This is a genomic window from Pseudomonas sp. GW822-FHT07A10 (assembly GCF_058798795.1).
In genome coordinates this window covers 177,817-196,506 of record NZ_JBXAKV010000007.1, presented here as the reverse complement: position 1 = coordinate 196,506, position 18,690 = coordinate 177,817, and the positions used below count along the sequence as shown (strand labels likewise).

At 60.0% G+C, this 18,690-nt stretch carries 14 protein-coding genes, 1 tRNA gene and 2 pseudogenes; 13 read left to right on the top strand and 4 right to left on the bottom strand.

The annotated features are described in order from the left end of the window. The first annotated feature begins 56 nt into the window (after positions 1-56). The 5 genes from rbfA to AC1RL4_RS14385 all read left to right on the top strand — a co-directional run bounded on the left by rbfA (position 57) and on the right by AC1RL4_RS14385 (position 4,290). A complete protein-coding gene (rbfA, locus tag AC1RL4_RS14405) occupies positions 57-458 on the top strand; it encodes a 30S ribosome-binding factor RbfA (protein ID WP_028939914.1) in 402 nt (133 codons plus the stop codon). Positions 459-461: 3 nt separating this feature from the next. Then, on the top strand, positions 462-1,379 hold the full coding sequence (gene truB, locus AC1RL4_RS14400) for a tRNA pseudouridine(55) synthase TruB (RefSeq protein WP_230173847.1): 918 nt from the start codon (positions 462-464) through the stop codon (positions 1,377-1,379). 117 nt (positions 1,380-1,496) lie between these two features. Beyond that, positions 1,497-1,766, top strand: coding sequence for a 30S ribosomal protein S15 (gene rpsO, locus AC1RL4_RS14395; protein ID WP_011332409.1), 270 nt, complete (start codon positions 1,497-1,499; stop codon positions 1,764-1,766). A 198-nt stretch (positions 1,767-1,964) separates the two neighbouring features. Next, complete coding sequence (gene pnp, locus AC1RL4_RS14390; protein WP_018929489.1) at positions 1,965-4,070, top strand: polyribonucleotide nucleotidyltransferase; 2,106 nt, start codon at positions 1,965-1,967, stop codon at positions 4,068-4,070. A 144-nt stretch (positions 4,071-4,214) separates the two neighbouring features. Continuing rightward, positions 4,215-4,290: transfer RNA gene (locus AC1RL4_RS14385), tRNA-Thr, on the top strand. 17 nt (positions 4,291-4,307) lie between these two features. Here AC1RL4_RS14385 and AC1RL4_RS14380 read toward each other — a convergent pair. After that, positions 4,308-4,861, bottom strand: a pseudogene (locus tag AC1RL4_RS14380) (hypothetical protein). Positions 4,862-5,165: 304 nt separating this feature from the next. Here AC1RL4_RS14380 and AC1RL4_RS14375 point away from each other — a divergent pair. Beyond that, a complete protein-coding gene (locus AC1RL4_RS14375) occupies positions 5,166-5,471 on the top strand; it encodes a DUF6388 family protein (protein ID WP_019582449.1) in 306 nt (101 codons plus the stop codon). A gap of 51 nt (positions 5,472-5,522) precedes the next feature. Here AC1RL4_RS14375 and nadC read toward each other — a convergent pair whose 3' ends face one another. Beyond that, a complete protein-coding gene (nadC, locus tag AC1RL4_RS14370) occupies positions 5,523-6,371 on the bottom strand; it encodes a carboxylating nicotinate-nucleotide diphosphorylase (protein WP_019582448.1) in 849 nt (282 codons plus the stop codon). Positions 6,372-6,731: 360 nt separating this feature from the next. Here nadC and AC1RL4_RS14365 point away from each other — a divergent pair, with 360 nt between their 5' ends. The 5 genes and pseudogenes from AC1RL4_RS14365 to AC1RL4_RS14345 all read left to right on the top strand — a co-directional run bounded on the left by AC1RL4_RS14365 (position 6,732) and on the right by AC1RL4_RS14345 (position 12,762). Further along, the gene (locus AC1RL4_RS14365; RefSeq protein ID WP_028939913.1) at positions 6,732-8,939 is read left to right on the top strand and encodes a DUF1631 domain-containing protein; all 2,208 of its coding nucleotides are present in this window, start codon (positions 6,732-6,734) and stop codon (positions 8,937-8,939) included. A gap of 64 nt (positions 8,940-9,003) precedes the next feature. Beyond that, entirely contained in the window at positions 9,004-9,579 is a 576-nt protein-coding gene (gene ampD, locus AC1RL4_RS14360; protein ID WP_028939912.1) for a 1,6-anhydro-N-acetylmuramyl-L-alanine amidase AmpD, read from the top strand. Continuing rightward, positions 9,576-10,412: a regulatory signaling modulator protein AmpE gene (gene ampE, locus AC1RL4_RS14355; protein ID WP_230173849.1), complete on the top strand. Its 837-nt coding sequence runs from the start codon at positions 9,576-9,578 to the stop codon at positions 10,410-10,412. Before ampD ends, ampE begins: the two co-directional genes overlap by 4 nt. Before the next feature lie 352 nt (positions 10,413-10,764). Then, a pseudogene (locus AC1RL4_RS14350) lies at positions 10,765-11,856 on the top strand (methyl-accepting chemotaxis protein); the annotation flags it as partial. Further along, a complete protein-coding gene (locus tag AC1RL4_RS14345) occupies positions 11,833-12,762 on the top strand; it encodes a methyl-accepting chemotaxis protein (RefSeq protein ID WP_371929211.1) in 930 nt (309 codons plus the stop codon). The pseudogene AC1RL4_RS14350 and the gene AC1RL4_RS14345, both read left to right, overlap by 24 nt. Positions 12,763-12,797: 35 nt before the next feature. Here the strand turns inward: AC1RL4_RS14345 and AC1RL4_RS14340 are convergent, their stop codons facing one another. Next, the gene (locus AC1RL4_RS14340; protein ID WP_204125245.1) at positions 12,798-13,574 is read right to left on the bottom strand and encodes a TatD family hydrolase; all 777 of its coding nucleotides are present in this window, start codon (positions 13,572-13,574) and stop codon (positions 12,798-12,800) included. Between the two features lie 3 nt (positions 13,575-13,577). Beyond that, a complete protein-coding gene (gene cra / locus AC1RL4_RS14335) occupies positions 13,578-14,573 on the bottom strand; it encodes a catabolite repressor/activator (RefSeq protein WP_064616145.1) in 996 nt (331 codons plus the stop codon). Positions 14,574-14,874: 301 nt separating this feature from the next. On the opposite strand from cra, the gene ptsP reads away from it, so the two are divergent. Then, the gene (ptsP, locus tag AC1RL4_RS14330) at positions 14,875-17,742 is read left to right on the top strand and encodes a phosphoenolpyruvate--protein phosphotransferase (RefSeq protein WP_028939908.1); all 2,868 of its coding nucleotides are present in this window, start codon (positions 14,875-14,877) and stop codon (positions 17,740-17,742) included. Then, positions 17,742-18,683 (top strand): 1-phosphofructokinase, encoded by a 942-nt coding sequence (gene pfkB / locus AC1RL4_RS14325; protein WP_019582440.1) that lies wholly within the window; start codon positions 17,742-17,744, stop codon positions 18,681-18,683. Before ptsP ends, pfkB begins: the two co-directional genes overlap by 1 nt. Positions 18,684-18,690 lie beyond the last annotated feature (7 nt).

Genomic DNA, 18,690 nt, shown 5'->3' with positions numbered 1-18,690 from the left:
TTTGCCGCTTTCAGACCCTTCGGGTTTCACCGTGGGGCAGTAACAGGTAACAAGACATGGCAAAAGAATATAGCCGTACCCAACGTATCGGCGATCAGATGCAGCGTGAGCTGGCACAGCTGATCCGTCGTGAAGTCAAAGACCCGCGCGTCGGGCTGGTCACCATTACCGCTGTTGAAGTCAGCCGTGACGTCGGTCACGCCAAGATCTTCATCACCGTGATGGGGCAGGACAGCCGCGACGATATCGCGCAAAGCATCAAGGTGCTCAACTCCGCCGCCGGTTTCCTGCGCATGCAGTTGGCTCGCGAGATGAAATTGCGCAGCGTTCCACAGTTGCACTTCCATTACGACGAAAGTGTCGTGCGTGGTGCGCACCTGTCGGCCCTGATCGAACGCGCGGTGGCTGAAGACAGTCAGCACCCGGTAGCGGCTGAACCCGAAGACGCCAAGGAGTAATCGGTGGCTCAGGTCAAACGTATCCGTCGTAACGTCAGCGGTATCATCCTGCTCGACAAGCCGTTGGGGTTCACTTCCAACGCGGCGTTGCAGAAGGTCCGCTGGTTGCTCAATGCCGAGAAGGCCGGGCACACCGGCAGTCTCGATCCGCTGGCCACCGGCGTGTTGCCGTTGTGCTTCGGCGAGGCCACCAAGTTCTCGCAATACCTGCTCGATTCCGACAAAGGTTATGAAACCCTGGCGCAACTGGGCAAGACCACCACCACGGCGGATGCCGAAGGTGAGGTTTTGCTGGAACGTCCGGTGACCGTTGGTCGTGCCGATATCGAAGCTGTGTTGCCGAAATTTCGTGGGCAAATCAGTCAGATACCGCCGATGTACTCGGCACTCAAGCGCGATGGGCAGCCGCTGTACAAGCTGGCCCGTGCAGGTGAAGTAGTGGAGCGCGAACCGCGTTCTGTTACTATTGCGCGCTTGGAATTACTGGCCTTTGAGGGTGATACTGCGCGGCTTGCGGTGGATTGCAGCAAAGGCACCTATATCCGTACCCTGGTGGAGGATATCGGTGAGCAACTCGGTTGTGGCGCTTACGTGGCTGAATTGCGACGTACCCAGGCCGGGCCTTTCTCGCTTGCACAGACCGTCACTCTGGAAGAGCTGGAAGCGGTACATGCCGAAGGCGGCAACGAAGCGGTCGACCGCTTCCTGATGCCATCGGACAGCGGCCTGCTGGATTGGCCACTGTTGCAGTTCTCGGAAGCGAGCGCGTTCTACTGGCTCAACGGCCAGCCGGTACGTGCCCCGGATGCACCGAAATTTGGCATGGTGCGGGTACAGGATCACAATGGTCGCTTCATCGGTATCGGTGAAGTGAGCGAAGACGGGCGCATCGCGCCACGTCGACTGATTCGGTCAGAATGACCGAACGAGGGTGGCTGTTAACAGGCACGGTCACTACTCATTTTTAGATACAGGGATTTGTCCCTGGCCTGTTGAAACTGTTTTTCTGAAACAGTTTCCTGATAAAAGGATTGCCTCATGGCTCTCGACGTTCAAGAAAAAGCTCAAATCGTAGCTGACTACCAGCAAGCTGTTGGTGACACTGGTTCGCCAGAAGTGCAAGTTGCACTGCTGACCGCCAACATCAACAAACTGCAAGGTCACTTCAAGGCCAACGGTAAAGATCACCACTCCCGTCGTGGTCTGATCCGCATGGTTAACCAGCGTCGTAAGCTGCTGGACTACCTGAAAGGCAAGGACGTGAGCCGTTACAGCGCTCTGATCGCTCGCCTGGGTCTGCGTCGCTAATAAGCGATTGCGCTAGAGGTTGGTTGTTTGCTGTGTGCCAGCGGGTTTCCCGCAGGTACATGGCAGGCTCCCAGCCTCAAGTTTTATCTGGACAATAGTTTTACCCTGGACAATGACAGTCGGGCCGATTCCCGGCGTTGCCCACGAATTTCGCAAGAAGACAAGTTCCCCCAAGAGCCACAAAGAAGGTAGGACACCGTGAACCCGGTAATCAAAAAATTCCAGTTCGGTCAGTCGACCGTTACCCTCGAGACTGGCCGTATCGCCCGTCAGGCCTCCGGCGCAGTATTGGTCACCGTTGACGACGACGTCAGCGTATTGGTGACCGTAGTCGGTGCCAAACAAGCTGATCCAGGCAAGGGCTTCTTCCCTCTGTCTGTTCACTACCAGGAAAAGACTTACGCCGCCGGCAAGATCCCTGGCGGTTTCTTCAAGCGTGAAGGCCGTCCTTCCGAGAAAGAAACCCTGACTTCCCGACTGATCGACCGTCCGATCCGTCCACTGTTCCCTGAAGGTTTCATGAACGAAGTGCAGGTTGTCTGCACCGTCGTTTCCACCAGCAAGAAGACCGATCCGGACATCGCTGCGATGATCGGTACCTCGGCTGCGCTGGCTATCTCCGGCATTCCTTTCGATGGCCCGATCGGCGCTGCCCGCGTTGCGTTCCACGAAAGCACCGGCTACCTGCTGAACCCGACTTACGAGCAACTGAAAGCTTCGAGCCTGGACATGGTCGTTGCCGGTACTTCGGAAGCCGTGTTGATGGTTGAATCGGAAGCCAAAGAGCTGACCGAAGACCAGATGCTGGGCGCGGTACTGTTTGCTCACGACGAGTTCCAGGTGGTGATCAACGCCGTTAAAGAACTGGCCGCTGAAGCTGCCAAGCCGACCTGGGCCTGGGCTCCTCAGCCAGAAGCCACTGCTCTGCTGGGTGCTATCCGTGCCGAGTTCGGCGAAGCGATCTCCCAGGCTTACACCATCACCATCAAGGCCGACCGTTACGCTCGCTTGGGCGAACTGAAAGACCAAGTGGTTGCCAAGCTGTCCGGTGAAGAAGGCCAGCCTTCCGCTGCTGACGTCAAAGCTGCTTTCGGCGAAATCGAATACCGCACCGTTCGCGAAAACATCGTTAACGGCAAGCCACGTATCGACGGCCGCGACACCCGCACCGTACGTCCGCTGAACATCGAAGTGGGTGTTCTGCCGAAGACCCACGGTTCGGCACTGTTCACCCGTGGCGAAACCCAGGCTCTGGTCGTCGCGACACTGGGCACCGCCCGTGACGCACAGCTGCTGGACACCCTGGAAGGCGAGAAAAAAGACCCGTTCATGCTGCACTACAACTTCCCTCCGTTCTCGGTAGGCGAGTGTGGTCGCATGGGTGGCGCTGGTCGTCGCGAAATCGGTCACGGCCGTCTGGCCCGTCGTTCGGTTCAGGCCATGCTGCCTGCTGCCGACGTGTTCCCGTACACCATCCGTGTCGTATCGGAAATCACTGAGTCCAACGGTTCGAGCTCCATGGCTTCGGTCTGCGGCGCTTCCCTGGCGCTGATGGACGCCGGTGTACCGATGAAGGCACCGGTTGCCGGTATCGCCATGGGTCTGGTTAAAGAAGGCGAGAAATTCGCCGTCCTGACTGACATCCTGGGTGACGAAGACCACCTGGGCGACATGGACTTCAAAGTAGCCGGTACCGCCAAAGGTGTTACCGCGCTGCAGATGGACATCAAGATCAAGGGCATCACCGAAGAAATCATGGAAATCGCTCTGGGCCAAGCCCTGGAAGCGCGCCTGAACATCCTCGGTCAGATGAACCAGATCATTGGCCAGTCGCGTACCGAACTGTCGGAAAACGCTCCGACCATGATCGCGATGAAAATCGACACCGACAAAATCCGTGATGTCATCGGTAAAGGCGGCGCGACCATTCGTGCGATCTGTGAAGAGACCAAGGCTTCGATCGACATCGAAGACGACGGCTCGATCAAGATCTTCGGCGAAACCAAGGAAGCGGCTGAAGCTGCACGTCAGCGCGTTCTGGGCATCACCGCTGAAGCTGAAATCGGCAAGATCTACGTAGGTAAGGTTGAGCGCATCGTCGACTTCGGCGCATTCGTTAACATCCTGCCAGGCAAGGACGGTCTGGTTCACATCTCGATGCTGAGCGATGCTCGTGTAGAGAAAGTGACCGACATCCTGAAAGAAGGCCAGGAAGTGGAAGTTCTGGTACTGGACGTGGACAACCGCGGCCGTATCAAGCTGTCCATCAAAGACGTAGCAGCGGCCAAGGCTTCGGGCGTTTAATTACCCCCGCGCCAACCGCTTCAACGTTATAAAAAATGCCCCGCCGTGAAAACGGCGGGGCATTTTTTTGTGCAGGAAAGATCTTTCCATTTTGCGGTGTGCGAAGTTGCCGGACATCGAGACCAGTGCTAGGTTTAGCCCACAGCCCGTGTAGCTCAGCCGGTAGAGCAGCGCACTCGTAACGCGAAGGTCGCAGGTTCGATTCCTGTCTCGGGCACCATTTCCCCCCCCCCCCGCTTACTTCACCTTTCTGCTCAGCTCCTCGACGGTGCGCTTGAGCTGATCCGTCGCGCGATCCTGGTCGTTGATCTTCTGTTTCAGGCTGGAGATCTCGCTGTTGTTCGAGCTGGAGCTGGAACCGCTGTTGCGATTGAGCTCTTCCACTTGTTTGGTGAGAGTGTTCAGGTCGCGTTCCTGTTCATTGACCGTGCGCTTGAGATCATCAATCTCCTTGCTGCTGGAGCTGGTGCTGGAACCACTGTTGCGTTTGAGCTCTTCAATCTGACGGGCCTGTTCGCTGATGGTGCGCTTCTGGCTTTCCAGTTCGCTGGCATTGGCCTTCACGGTTTTTTGCAGGTTTTCCAGATCATCGATGCTGACACTGGTTCTGACGAGCGTGTCCTTGCCGTATGAATTGTGCAGGGCGGAGATTTTGTCGGAATACAGCGCAGGGTCAGAGGCGACTTCGACAGCCGCTTGAGCTGCACTGGCCAATGCCAGGCTGCCGAGCAGCAGGGTAGCAGGGTAGCAGCGGCAAGACGGGTAGACGAAAGCTTCGAAAAACTGCGCATCACTGGGGTTCCTTGTGAAGTGCCTATATGGCACATCGCTATGACTTGGGATTTGAATTTATGTTCCCCGAGGTCTCCAGCATCTATTGCACACAGCTTTTTGCGGGATAGATGTAAAGAGCCGTGTAAATCGTCGGCAAAACGTCCTATATTCGTTGCCTGCATGAGCATCGCCCAGCAGTTTTCAGATGATCCCGAATGGTTCTGAAGGCCAGACAAACCGGGTTTCAAACGGTTTTTTTGCGTCAGAGAGATCCTTGATGATCCAGATCCATCTTCCATTCCCCAGATCAGCGAGAACGCCATGACCGTTAAAGAATTGACCCAAGAAGCCAGACACGAAGAAGCCCTGAAAAAGTACGTACTGGATGCACCCCAGTTACTGGAAGAGATCAAGGACTTGCCTGCCGACGATCAGAAGGACCAGATCCAGTGGGCGTTCGAGGATGAGGCAGAAGCCCAGGGCTTGCAGCCGTGGGAACTGACGCTCAAGTACACATCAAGCCCCGAAGAGTTCGAGGCCGCGCGCCTGGCACTGCACAAGGAGGCGGCCGAGGTGTTGGGCGTCGAGTGGGAAGAGTACTGCGAGATGAACAATCTGGTGGTCTGAAAAAAACGCCAGCCTTCATGAGGCTGGCGTTTTTCATTATCAGGGGTGTGATCAGAGACTCAGTCGCATCGACAGGTCTACGGCCTTCACATCCTTGGTCATCGCACCAATCGAAATGTAATCCACCCCGGTTTGCGCAATCGGCAGCAACGTACTTTCGTTGATGCCGCCACTGGCCTCCAGTTTTGCCTTGCCGGCGTTCAGGCGCACGGCTTCGCGCATGTCATCCAGGCTCAGTTCATCGAGCATGATGATGTCGGCTCCCGCTGCCAGGGCTTCTTTGAGCTCCGTCAGGTTCTCCACTTCGATCTCCACTGGTTTGCCCGGAGCGATCTTGTGCGCGGCAGCAATAGCCTCAGGGATGCCACCGCAGGCGGCGATATGGTTTTCCTTGATCAGGAAGGCGTCATACAGGCCGATGCGGTGGTTGTAGCAACCGCCGCAGGTCACGGCGTATTTCTGGGCCAGACGCAGCCCCGGCAGGGTTTTGCGGGTATCGAGCAACTTCACTTGGGTTTGGGCGACGAAATCCGCCAGGTACTGCGCGCGAGTGGCCACGCCCGAGAGCAGTTGCAGGAAGTTCAGTGCGCTGCGTTCGCCGGTGAGCAGCGAGCGTGCCGGGCCTTCGAGGTGGAACAGCGCCTGATTGGGTTTCACCCGTTCGCCATCGCTCACCTGCCAGTGCACGGCGACCCGCGGATCCAGCTGCCGAAACACGGCATCGACCCATGCAGTGCCGCTGATGACGGCAGCGTCGCGGGTGATGATGGTGGCTTTGGCCAGACGTTCGGCCGGGATCAGTTGCGCGGTGATGTCGCCGCTGCCGATGTCCTCGAGCAACGCACGGCGCACGTTGGCTTCGATTTCGGCGGTCAAATCGGCGAGACGTAGATTCGGCATAACGGGCTCCACAAACAAAGTGGCCCGATTATAGGGCCATGGCGCGAGGCAACCCAAGGCATCAACAACCATCCCGTCGTTCGCAAACCTGCATTTGGTCGATTCGCGTGAGCAATTGACTCTAAGCAAGGGTCTTTCATAAACGTCTGTTTCTTTGGGAGCGCAGAGTCTGCTGGCACAAGAGAGGTCTTTTGCAGATAATTCTGCCTTGCATTTGACGTCATAGCTTTGACGTACCTTTGGATTCCCGATTATTGAATGACAGCGGGTGGGCAATGTTCTCCGCTGAACGCCGGCCGTGTGGCCGGCGTGCTCGATCTTTCTTACCGAACCGAAGAATCACCGTTTCAGGAGGCTTGGATGCACAACGACGGGAATGTAGTGCCTTTGCACAAGGCGACTACCGATCAGGCGACTCATTCGCTGCTCGCCCGCCTGCCTGTGATTCTGCTTCAGGTTCGCGACAAAGCTGCCCAACAGCTCAAGCAGGGTTTGCAGGAGCTGTTCGATAACGCCGACGACACCTTGTTCGAAATGGCCGACCGAGCCCGGAACGATGTCGAGCAAAACATCTTCTTCGAAGCCATGCGCGATTTGCGCCTCAAGCGCAAAAATATCGAGCGCGGTTTTCTCGAGCAGTTCGTCGAGGCTTTCCTCAGGCTCACGCAGTGCGACACCTCACAGGCTGCCTTGCCCCGGGCATTGGCTTTCGATACCTCGGTGTCGCTATCCCATGACGACATGGAGCGTAATGTGGCGGTGGAGGTTATGGTCGGCAAAGTGCTGAACCGCGATGGCTTCGCCCTCGACCAGCTCACCGCCCGACTGAGCACCTTGCTGGGCAAGAAACTGGTCGAACAGCACAACCCCTTGGGGCCGACGCTGCTCTGTGAGTATTTCCTGCAGGCGGGGCGCAACCTGGGGATGGAGATCAAGGTCAAGCTGATCATCCTCAAGCTGTTCGAGCGCTACGTGCTCAGCAACGCCGATCAGCTCTACGCCGAAGCCAATCAACTGCTGATCGCCACCGGTGTGCTGCCGGACCTCAAGCCCGCCCCGGCGCGACGTGCCACCGATCGAGCGGCTGCCAGTGCTCACGCCGACCCTGTCGAGGCAGGGAGTCGCAGCGGCAATCCACAGGTTGACGAGGGCGTTCAGGAAGTCTTCGCCGCCTTGCAGGAGTTGCTGCTCCATGTGCGCGGCAGCGTTGCGCCGACCCTGGAGGTCAGTGCCCGGACCCAGCCCATTTCTACCCGCGATCTGCTGCGACTGCTCTCGCACTTGCAGCAATATGTGCCGGCGCTGGCGGTTCAGGACGACTTCGACCTGCGCAACCAGCTCGAACTGCTGCTGACCCGGGTCAGCGTCAAAAGCGGCAGGTTGCGGGTGGTCGGAGTGGCCGATGAAGACGTGATCAACCTGATCGCCATGCTCTTCGAATGCATTCTCGATGACCGCAACCTGCCGGACTCCCTCAAGGCGCTGATTGGCCGCTTGCAGATTCCGATGCTGAAAGTCGCGGTGCTCGACAAGAGTTTTTTCAGCCGCAGCAGCCATCCCGCCCGGCGCTTGCTCAACGAAATCGCCGCGGCGGCCATGGGCTGGGGCGAGTGCGATGACCATCAGCGCGACAGTCTGTACCTGCGCATTGAGCAGGTGGTGCAACGCTTGTTGAACGACTTTGTCGATGATCCGGCGATCTTTTCCGAACTGCTGGCGGATTTCCTCGCCTTCACCAATGACGAGCGTCGTCGCAGTGAATTGCTGGAGCAGCGCACCCGAGACGCCGAAGAAGGCCGTGCCAGGACCGAACTGGCCCGTCAGCGCGTCGAGCAGGCGTTGAATCAGGTGTTGGTGGGCAAGGTTTTGCCGCACAGCGTGGTGGTGTTTGTTCAGGAGGCCTGGAGCAAAGTGCTGTTGCTGACCGGCCTCAAGCACGGTGATCAGTCCGCCGAATGGCACGCCGATGTGCAGACCATGGAGCAGTTGATCTGGAGCGTGCAACGCCATGACGAACCCGATGCGAGCCTGCGCTTGTTGGCGCTGGTGCCAGGGTTGCTCAAGTCGTTGCGCGATGGGCTGAACAGCTCGGCATTCGACCCGTTCGCTACCAGCGAGTTTTTCAGCGAGCTGGAAGGCCTGCACGTTCAACTGTTTGAACGTCCGAGCCAGAACAGCACGCCTGTCGAGGGGCCGATGATGGTCGAGGTGCAGGAGGAAATCGTGCTTCGCACTGCTGACGAAGGCCCGGTCGAAACGGCCTCGGTGCGTTTGCCGGAGGATGATGCCGCGCTACTGCAAGTCGATCAACTGCGCCCGGGGTGCTGGGTCGAGTTTCAGGAAGACGAGGAAAACACCCTGCGTTGTAAATTGACGGCAATCATTGAATCCACCGGCAAGTACATCTTTGTCGACCGTACCGGAATGAAAGTGCTGGAGCACAACCGTACCGGCCTGGCCCTGGAGTTTCGGCGTGGCGCGGTGCGCACGCTGGACGACACCTTGCTGTTCGATCGGGCGCTGGAATCGGTGCTGGGCAACCTGCGGCGTCTCAATCGCGGCAAGTGATCGCGCGCCGAGGGCCTATCGCGGCATACTGGGCGCCAACACAGTCGTCGTTGAAGGAGCCTGTATGCAGTTGGACCCCGCGAGTGGTTGGTGTCAGGGTGTGCGTTTATGCCCTTCGCCCAACTTCAATGCGCGCCCCGAGGGCGAGATTTCCCTGCTGGTGATCCACAACATCAGTCTGCCGCCCGCGCAGTTTCTGACCGGCAAGGTGCAGGAGTTTTTCCAGAATCGTCTGGATGTCACGGAACATCCCTACTTTGCAGGGATCGCCGACCTGCGGGTGTCTGCGCACTTTCTGATTGAACGTGACGGCACCGTCACTCAGTTTGTCTCTTGTCTTGAGCGCGCCTGGCACGCCGGCGTTTCGTGTTTCGAGGGGCGGGAAACCTGTAACGATTTTTCCGTGGGCATCGAGCTTGAAGGCACGGATGATCTACCGTTTACCGATGCGCAATATCAGGCGTTGACGACTCTGACCCGACAGCTGCAAAGCGCCTTCACGGGTATCACCGCGCAACGTATCTGCGGGCATAGCGACATTGCACCCGGGCGCAAGACTGATCCGGGACCGGCGTTTGACTGGGCACGCTATCGTGCGGCCCTGGCAAAAGCCGCTCAGGAAGAAGAGGAGCAACAATGAGTTTTCTGGTGCTGCTGTTAGCGGTATGGATCGAGAAATTCTCGGCCCTGCGCCATCGGGTTCAACGAGATACGGGTTGGGTACGCGAGCTGAACAAGCTTGAAGTGAGCCCACGCATGACCAGCCGTCCGTGGCTGATACTGGTGGTGCTGGTGTTGTTGCCGGTGGCGCTGCTGGGGTTGCTGTTGGTGGTGCTGGACCCGGTGGCCTATGGCTTGCTGGCGTTGCCCGTGCACCTGTTGGTGGTGATTTACAGTCTGGGGCGTGGCGATCTGCTGGCCGGCCTGGGGCCGTTTCGCGATGCCTGGCGCCGGGAAGACCTGCAGGCTGCCGCCCATGTGGCCAAACGCGACCTGGATATCTGCGCCGACAGTGGCGAGCAACTGCTGGAGCGGGTGCAAGGGCATTTGCTGTGGGAGGCCTATCAGAGCTTTTTCGCGGTGATCTTCTGGTACTTCCTGCTGGGCCCGGTCGCGGCCCTGAGCTATCGACTGCTGGCGCTGGCCGAAGAGCATGGGCAAAACCCGGCCGTGGTCGAGCGCGCGACACAACTGCGCCACGCGTTCGATTGGGTGCCGGTGCGGTTGCTGGCAGCGAGCTTCGCGCTGGTCGGCAACTTTGTCGCGGTCAGCCGGGTGATGCTGCATGAGCTGCTGAACTGGAACATCAGCGCCGCTCAACTGATCGAGAAAGTCGGGCTGGTGGCCGGTGAAATTCCGGCGCCGGTGGTCGGCCCGGACGGCATCAATAGCCTGGACCGGATCTGGGAACTGCTGCTGCGCGCGGCGGTGCTTTGGTATGCCGGTTTTGCGTTGTGGACTGTTTTGTCCTGACTCCACTCTACGGCGAACGCTTTTGTGGCGAGGGGGCTTGCCCCCGTTGGGTCGCGAAGCGTCCCCAGCGTCAGTCCAGACAATCGTGTTGTCTGGATTTACGACTGCTTCGCAGCCGAACGGGGGCAAGCCCCCTCACCACAGGGATATCACTTGCCTGAAAGGGCATCTTCTGTCCGAAGAAAAGGCACCCCACCGTTAACCTTAAGTTACAAAACCTCCCTCCGATTTAGGCTATACAGAGGCAGCGCCAATAGTGGCTATCTGCTGTCTCTGCGCGCCTGCCAATAAAAATAAGAAATCAAAGGGAGACTTCACAGTGAAGAGCTTGCTCTATCCCGCCGTCGCGCTGATGAACCGCTTGAGCTTCGGCATGAAGTTCAGCCTGATCAGCGTGCTGTTCCTCGTCCCGATGCTGGTGACCAACTTCTATCTGGTGCGCGACTCCTATCGCGAATTCCAGGGCACTCGAGTCGAACTGCAGAGCCTCGACCTGCTGGGCAGCGGCCTGAACCTGCGTCGGGACCTGGAGACCCTGAACAACCTGGTGCAGATCAACGTCATCCTCGGCCAGTCCGGCAAGGCCAATCATGTCGAATCGACGATCAGTGCCCTGGAGCAAAGCGTCCTGAGCCGTTTGCAAGGGCTGGCGGCGATGACCACTGACCCGGAACAAATCACGTTTTTCGACGGCAAGCGCGACGAGATGATTGCCGCGTTCAAGGCCCAGCAAGCGGAAAACTCCCTGCAAAGCAAAAGTGCGCTGATCGGCAAGTTGCTCGGTAACGCGCAGATTTTCAGCCAGATCATCGCCAGTCAGGCCGGCCTGAGCCGCGACAGCCAGAGCGACATGCGTCAGCTGAGCGAACTCATTACCAACGTCACGCCGGCCGTCACCCAGACACTCGGCGAGGGCCGGGCGATGGGGTCTTACTCGTTGGGGCAGGGTTTTCTCAATTCGGCCTCGAGTACCCGATTCGATGAGTTGCTGGCGCAGATCGAGAAACTTCAGGCCGAATACGGCCTGAAGTTGAAGGATGCACTGGGCTCCAGTAAAGCCGCGCACGAAACCCTGGCGGCTCAGGCAGAAAGCAGCAAGGTCTCCCTGAAAAAGGCCAGTGAACTGTTCGAAGAACAGGTGGTGATGGCCGATACCCTCGATGCGCCGTGGCAGGCCTTTTTCGATCAGGTCGCGGGCCTGATGGACCAGACCTATCAACTCAACGAAGCCACCCTGAAGTTTCTCGGTACCCAGTTGCAGCAGCGGCTGGAGCAGCACCGTACCCACATGGTGTTGCAGGTGGTGGCGCTGGCACTGGTGTTCGTGTTGATTTTTTACCTCTATGGCGGGTTCTACGCCTCGACCCGCACCACCCTCAAGCGTCTGGGCGCAGTGATGGACAAGGTGGCGGCTGGTGACATGACCGTGACCTTCAGCGCCAACAGCCGCGACGAACTGGGCGAGTTGGGCGAGGTGTTCACCGGTACCGTGAAGAAAATCCATGACCTGATCGAGCGAGTGGGGCAGACCGTCAGCGAGGTCGAGCGCCAGGCCGGGCAGGTCGAACACGTGTCCGCCCAGAGCAACCAGGCGGTGGCGGGGCAGCGTACACAGATCGAACAGGTCGCCACCGCGATGAACCAGATGTCGGCCACTTCCCTGGAGGTGGCGCGCAGTGCCTCCGCGGCCGTCAGTAGTGCCCACAGCGTCAATGACGAGACCATCAGCGGTCGCGGATTGGTGGAGTCCCAGCAGGGCAGCATCGCTGCACTGGCCAGCGAAATCGATCAGTCGGTGCGGGTGATCAATCAACTGGCCAGCGACAGTCAGTCCATCAGTCGTGTGCTGGAGGTGATCAAAAGCATTGCCGAACAGACCAACCTGCTGGCCCTCAACGCCGCCATCGAAGCCGCCCGCGCGGGCGAGCAGGGCCGGGGTTTTGCGGTGGTGGCGGATGAGGTGCGGACCCTGGCCAAGCGCACCCAGCAATCGACCGAAGAAATCGAGCAGATGATCACCAAGTTGCACAGCGGTGTCGGTGCGGCGGTCAAGGCAATGGGCACCAGCCATCAGATGGCCAACGGCACCGTCGGGCAGTCGGAAAAGGTCCAGCAGGCGCTGGAAAACATCCTCGGCGCCGTCGGCATGATCGTCGACCAGAACCAGCAGATTGCCGCTGCGGTAGAGCAGCAGACCGCTGTGGCCCACGACATCGACCAGAACATCGTCGAGATCAACCGCGCCGGCGAACGTACCGCCGAAGGCGCGCACCAGACCGAGAATGCGAGCCGAGCATTGTCGGCGCAGGTGGTGGAGCTCAAGCAGTTGATCAGTGCGTTCCGGGTTTGATGCCACGAAGCAGTTCAAATGTGGGAATCAACGGATTACCAGTTGAACAGCTCACACGCATTGGCCGTACTGGCAGCGGCCAGACGTTCTGGGCTGATCGCCATCATGGCGGCCAGTGCCTCGCAGATCGCTGGCAAATGGGCCGGGCTGTTGCGTTGGCCGGGGAACATGGCGGGAGCCATGTCCGGTGAGTCGGTTTCCAGTACCACCGACTCAAGGGGCAAACCGGCGATCACCCGGTGCATGCGCAAGGCCTGCGGCCAGGTCGCGGCGCCGCCGAGGCCGAGTTTGAAACCGAGCTTGATGTATTCGCGAGCCTCTTCCTGGCTGCCGGCGAAGGCATGAATGATCCCCGCCCGTTTCAAGCGAAACCGTTTGAGTGTGGCGATCACCGCTGCGTGGCTGCGTCGCACATGAATCAATGCTGGAAGATTGAAGTCCGCCGCCAGTTGCAGTTGGGCGTCGAACAGCGTTTGCTGACGTTCACGATCCAGAGTTTCGATGAAGTAATCCAGACCGATCTCGCCCACCGCGCATAGCTGGCGATGGCCCGCTAACCGCGTCAGCCAGTCACCGAGCTCGGTCAAATCTTCAGGGCGATGCTCATCCAGATACACCGGGTGCAAACCAAACGCCGCGTGCAGATCGGGATCGCTTTGCACCAGCTCCCAGACCCGCTGCCAATTGGCCTGATACACCCCCAGCACCACCATCCGCCGCACGCCGAGCGCGCGGCTCTCGGCCAGCAACGCCTGACGATCCGGGTCGAAATCCGGAAAGTCCAGGTGAGTGTGGGTGTCGATCAGTTCCACGGTTCAGTCCTGAAGAATACGCTGCTTGAACGTCCGCGCGATGGCCTGCACGCCGGGCTGATAATCGGCCTGTTCGATGGCGGCCACTGCCAGTTCCAGGGCTTTGTCGGCGATCAGTTGATGCTGCTGGGCCATGGCGTTGACCGGCAGCGGCAGGAAGTCCAGCAACTGCGTATCACCGAAGGTGCCCAGGCGCAGCGGGCGGCTTTTCAGCGGGAAATCGTGCAAGGCATCGAACACGCCCTGAAGCAGCACGTAGGAGGTGGTCACCAGCGCATCCGGCAAATGGCCCAGGCGTTGGATCAATTCTTCCATCAGTTGTTTGCCGCACTCACGGCTGAACGACTCGCCGTGCTCGATCAGCGCCTCGCCTTTGAAACCGTTCAGCGCCTCCTTGAAGCCCGCTGCCCGCTCCTGGCTGATACTCAATTCAGGGCGTGCGCCGAGCAGCGCGATCTGTTTTGGCAGCGGGGTCAGCAGGCTGCGGGTCAGGTGCAGGCTGGCTTCGCGATCATCGCTGATCACCGAGCAGAAATGTTCGGGCTCCATCACCCGGTCGATGGCGATGATCGGAATGCCTTTGGCCTGCAACTGGCGATAGCTGTCGTCACCGGCTGGCAGGCAACTGGCGACGATCAGCGCATCGCAGCGGCGGGCGCGGAACAGTTGCAGCAATTGCCGTTCGCTGTCCGGCGCATCGTCGGAGCTGGCGATCAGCAGCTGATAGCCGCGCGCCCGGGCGCCTTGTTCCAGCAGTTTGGCGATTCGCGCGTAACTGGGGTTTTCCAGGTCCGGCAGAATGAAGCCCAGGGTGCGGGTGTGCCGACTGCGCAGCCCGGCGGCCTGCGGGTTGGGCGTGAAGCCATGTTGTTCGACCACTGCCCGCACGCGCTCGACAGTGGCGCTGCTGATGCGTTGCTGTTCGGCCTTGCCATTGATGACGTAACTGGCGGTGGTCACGGAGACACCGGCCAATTGTGCAATATCACTGAGTTTCAACCCGGTATTCCTTGTTTTTAGAGCGTGCCCCGACATTTTCGCCAATCCTACCCGATTGAGGCAGGCGACCATTGTCGCAGCACATCCGATAATTGGACTTCAAGGATGAGACATTATCGAGTAACGTGCCTAAGATTCTAGATTAAACGTTTCAGCAGGCGTATTTTCTACGTTATAGGTCGCTTTGGCCGGTTCTGCCGCGAAACCGCCAAAACTGCGTCTGAAAAGGTGTTCTCAAAACGCCTAAGCTGAATCAATCAAAACAATACCTGGCGTCACACGGCGCCAAAAAGGAGAAAGCATGCTCGAGCTCACCATAGAGCAGATATCCATGGGCCAGTCGGCTGTGGATAAAGCCACCGCCTTGCAATTGCTCGCTGACCGACTCGTGACCGATGGCCTGGTGGCCGACGGTTACCTCGCAGGCTTGCAGGCCCGGGAAGCCCAGGGCTCGACCTTTCTCGGCCAAGGTATTGCCATCCCCCATGGCACTCCCGAAACCCGCGATCAGGTATTCGCCACTGGCGTGCGGCTGATGCAGTTTCCTGACGGCGTGGACTGGGGCAATGGCCAGATCGTTTATCTGGCCATCGGTATCGCCGCCAAATCCGATGAACACCTGCGCCTGCTGCAACTGCTGACCCGTGCCCTCGGTGAAACCGACCTGGGCCAGGCCCTGCGCCGCGCCAGTTCCGCCGAAGCCTTGCTGAAATTGCTGCAAGGCGCGCCACAAGAGCTGGCACTGGACGCACAGATGATCGGCCTCGGTGTGTCCGCCGATGACTTCGAAGAGCTGGTTTGGCGCGGTGCCCGTTTGCTGCGTCAGGCCGATTGCGTGAGCAATGGTTTTGCCGGCGTCTTGCAGCAGGTCGAAGCGTTGCCGCTGGGCGATGGCTTGTGGTGGCTGCACAGCGAACAAACAGTGAAGCGTCCCGGCCTGGCGTTCGTTACCCCGGACAAACCCATCCGCTACCTCGGTCAGCCGCTGAGCGGGCTGTTCTGCCTGGCCAGCCTCGGTGAAGCCCATCAGGCGCTGCTCGAACGTCTTTGCGCGTTGCTGATTGAAGGTCGCGGCCATGAATTGGGCCGTGCCACCAGTAGCCGCGCGGTGCTGGAAGTCCTTGGCGGTGAAGTGCCGGCGGACTGGCCGAGCGCACGCATTGCCCTGGCCAACGCCCACGGTTTGCATGCGCGCCCGGCGAAGATCCTCGCGCAACTGGCGAAAAGTTTTGAAGGCGAGATCCGTATACGCATCGTCGATGGTCACGACAGCGCGGTGTCGGTGAAGAGTTTGAGCAAACTGCTCAGCCTTGGCGCCCGTCGCGGTCAGGTGCTGGAACTGATCGCCGAACCGGTCATCGCCGCCGACGCCTTGCCGGCCTTGCTGGCGGCCATCGAAGAAGGCCTCGGTGAAGAAGTCGAGCCGCTGCCCGTGGTGAGCCAGCAGCGCGAAGTGCTCGTTGAGGTGGAGGTCGCCGAAACACTGCTCGCGCCAGAGTCCGGCAGCCTGATTCAGGCGATTGCCGCGGCACCGGGGATCGCCATCGGCCCGGCGCATATTCAAGTGCTGCAAGTCATCGATTACCCGCTGCGCGGTGAGTCTGCGGCCATCGAGCGCGAGCGTCTCAAGCAAGCGCTGGCCGATGTGCGTCGTGACATCGAAGGCCTGATCGAGCGCAGCAAGGCCAAAGCGATTCGCGAGATTTTCATCACCCATCAGGAAATGCTCGACGACCCGGAATTGACCGACGAAGTCGAAACCCGCCTCAAGCAAGGTGAAAGCGCCGAAGCGGCGTGGATGACGGTGATCGAAGCCGCCGCCAAACAACAGGAAGCGCTGCAGGACGCGTTGCTCGCCGAACGTGCCGCCGACTTGCGCGACATTGGCCGTCGGGTGCTGGCGCATTTGTGTGGCGTCGAAACGCCTGCGGAGCCTGCGCAACCGTACATTCTGGTGATGGACGAAGTCGGCCCGTCGGATGTGGCGCGTCTTGATCCGACGCGCGTCGCCGGCATTCTCACCGCTCGCGGTGGTGCCACGGCCCACAGTGCGATTGTCGCCCGGGCCCTGGGTATTCCAGCACTGGTGGGCGCCGGCGCCGCCGTGTTGCTGCTGAAACCGGGCACGCCGCTGTTGATCGATGGCCAACGCGGCCGCCTGCACGTGGACGCCGATGCCGCGACCTTGCAGCGCGCCACCGAAGAGCGCGACACCCGCGAACTGCGCCTCAAAGCCGCCGCCGAACAACGCCATCAACCGGCGCTGACCACCGACGGCCACCCTGTGGAAGTGTTCGCCAATATCGGTGAGAGCGCTGGCGTCACCAGCGCGGTGGAGCAGGGCGCCGAAGGCATTGGCCTGTTGCGCACCGAACTGATTTTCATGGCTCATTCACAAGCGCCGGACGAGGCCACCCAGGAAGTCGAATACCGTCGTGTACTCGATGGCCTTGCCGGGCGGCCGCTGGTGGTGCGCACCCTCGACGTCGGTGGCGACAAACCGCTGCCGTACTGGCCGATCGCCAAAGAAGAGAACCCGTTCCTCGGTGTGCGTGGCATTCGCCTGACCCTGCAACGCCCGCAGGTCATGGAAGCGCAATTGCGCGCCTTGCTGCGTGCGGCGGATAACCGTCCCTTGCGGATCATGTTCCCGATGGTCGGCAGCGTCGATGAGTGGCGCCAGGCTCGGGACATGACCGAACGTCTGCGTCTGGAAATCCCGGTCGCCGATCTGCAACTGGGGATCATGATCGAAGTGCCGTCGGCCGCCTTGCTGGCGCCGGTATTGGCCAAGGAAGTGGACTTCTTCAGCGTCGGCACCAACGACCTGACCCAGTACACCCTGGCCATCGACCGTGGTCATCCCACTTTGTCGGCCCAGGCTGACGGCTTGCACCCGGCGGTGCTGCAACTGATCGACATCACCGTGCGTGCGGCTCATGCTCATGGCAAGTGGGTCGGCGTGTGCGGTGAACTGGCGGCCGATCCGCTGGCGGTGCCGGTGCTGGTGGGCCTGGGTGTGGATGAGTTGAGCGTGTCGGGCCGCAGCATTGCCGAGGTCAAGGCGCGCATTCGCGAACTCAGCCTGACCCAGACTCAAACCCTTGCCCAACAGGCCCTGGCCGTGGGCAGCGCGAACGAAGTCCGCGCATTAGTGGAGGCGCTGTAATGGCCAAGATCTTAACCCTGACCCTCAACCCGGCGCTGGACCTTACCGTTCAATTGCCGATGCTTGTGCCCGGTCAGGTCAATCGCAGCGACGAAATGCACACCCATGCCGCCGGCAAAGGGGTGAACGTGGCGCAGGTGCTGGCCGACCTCGGGCATCAGCTGACTGTCAGCGGGTTTCTCGGGGAAGACAACCTTCAGGCGTTCGAAACCCTGTTCGCCAAACGCGGCTTCACCGACGCGTTTATCCGCGTCCCCGGTGAGACCCGCAGCAATATCAAGCTGGCGGAAAACGATGGGCGCATCACCGACATCAACGGCCCGGGGCCGCGGGTCAGTGAAGCGGCGCAGCAGGCTTTGCTCGATCGGCTCGACCAGATTGCACCAGGGCATGACGCCGTCGTGGTGGCCGGTAGTTTGCCCCGTGGCGTGAGTGCCCAATGGTTGCGAGAGTTGATCCAGCGCTTGAAAAAACGCGGCTTGAACGTTGCGCTCGACACCAGCGGTGAAGCCTTGCGCGTCGGCCTGTCGGCTGGCCCGTGGCTGATCAAGCCCAACACCGAAGAGCTGGCTGAAGCACTGGATTGCGAAGTGGTTTCCGTGGGCGCCCAAGCCGAGGCCGCGAGCCGTTTGCATGCTCATGGCATCGAGCACGTGGTGATTTCCCACGGTGCCGACGGGGTGAACTGGTTCAGTGTCGGCTCGGCGATGCATGCCACACCGCCCAAGGTCAGCGTGGTCAGCACCGTCGGTGCGGGGGATTCGCTGCTGGCGGGCATGCTGCACGGTTTGCTCAGTGCCGATACGCCTGAACAGACCTTGCGCACCGCCACCGCGATTGCCGCCATGGCCGTCACCCAGATCGGTTTTGGCATCGGCGACGCCGCGCAACTGGCGCAGCTCGAACAGGGCGTGCGCGTGCGCCCCCTGACAGAACAATAAGAGGGTT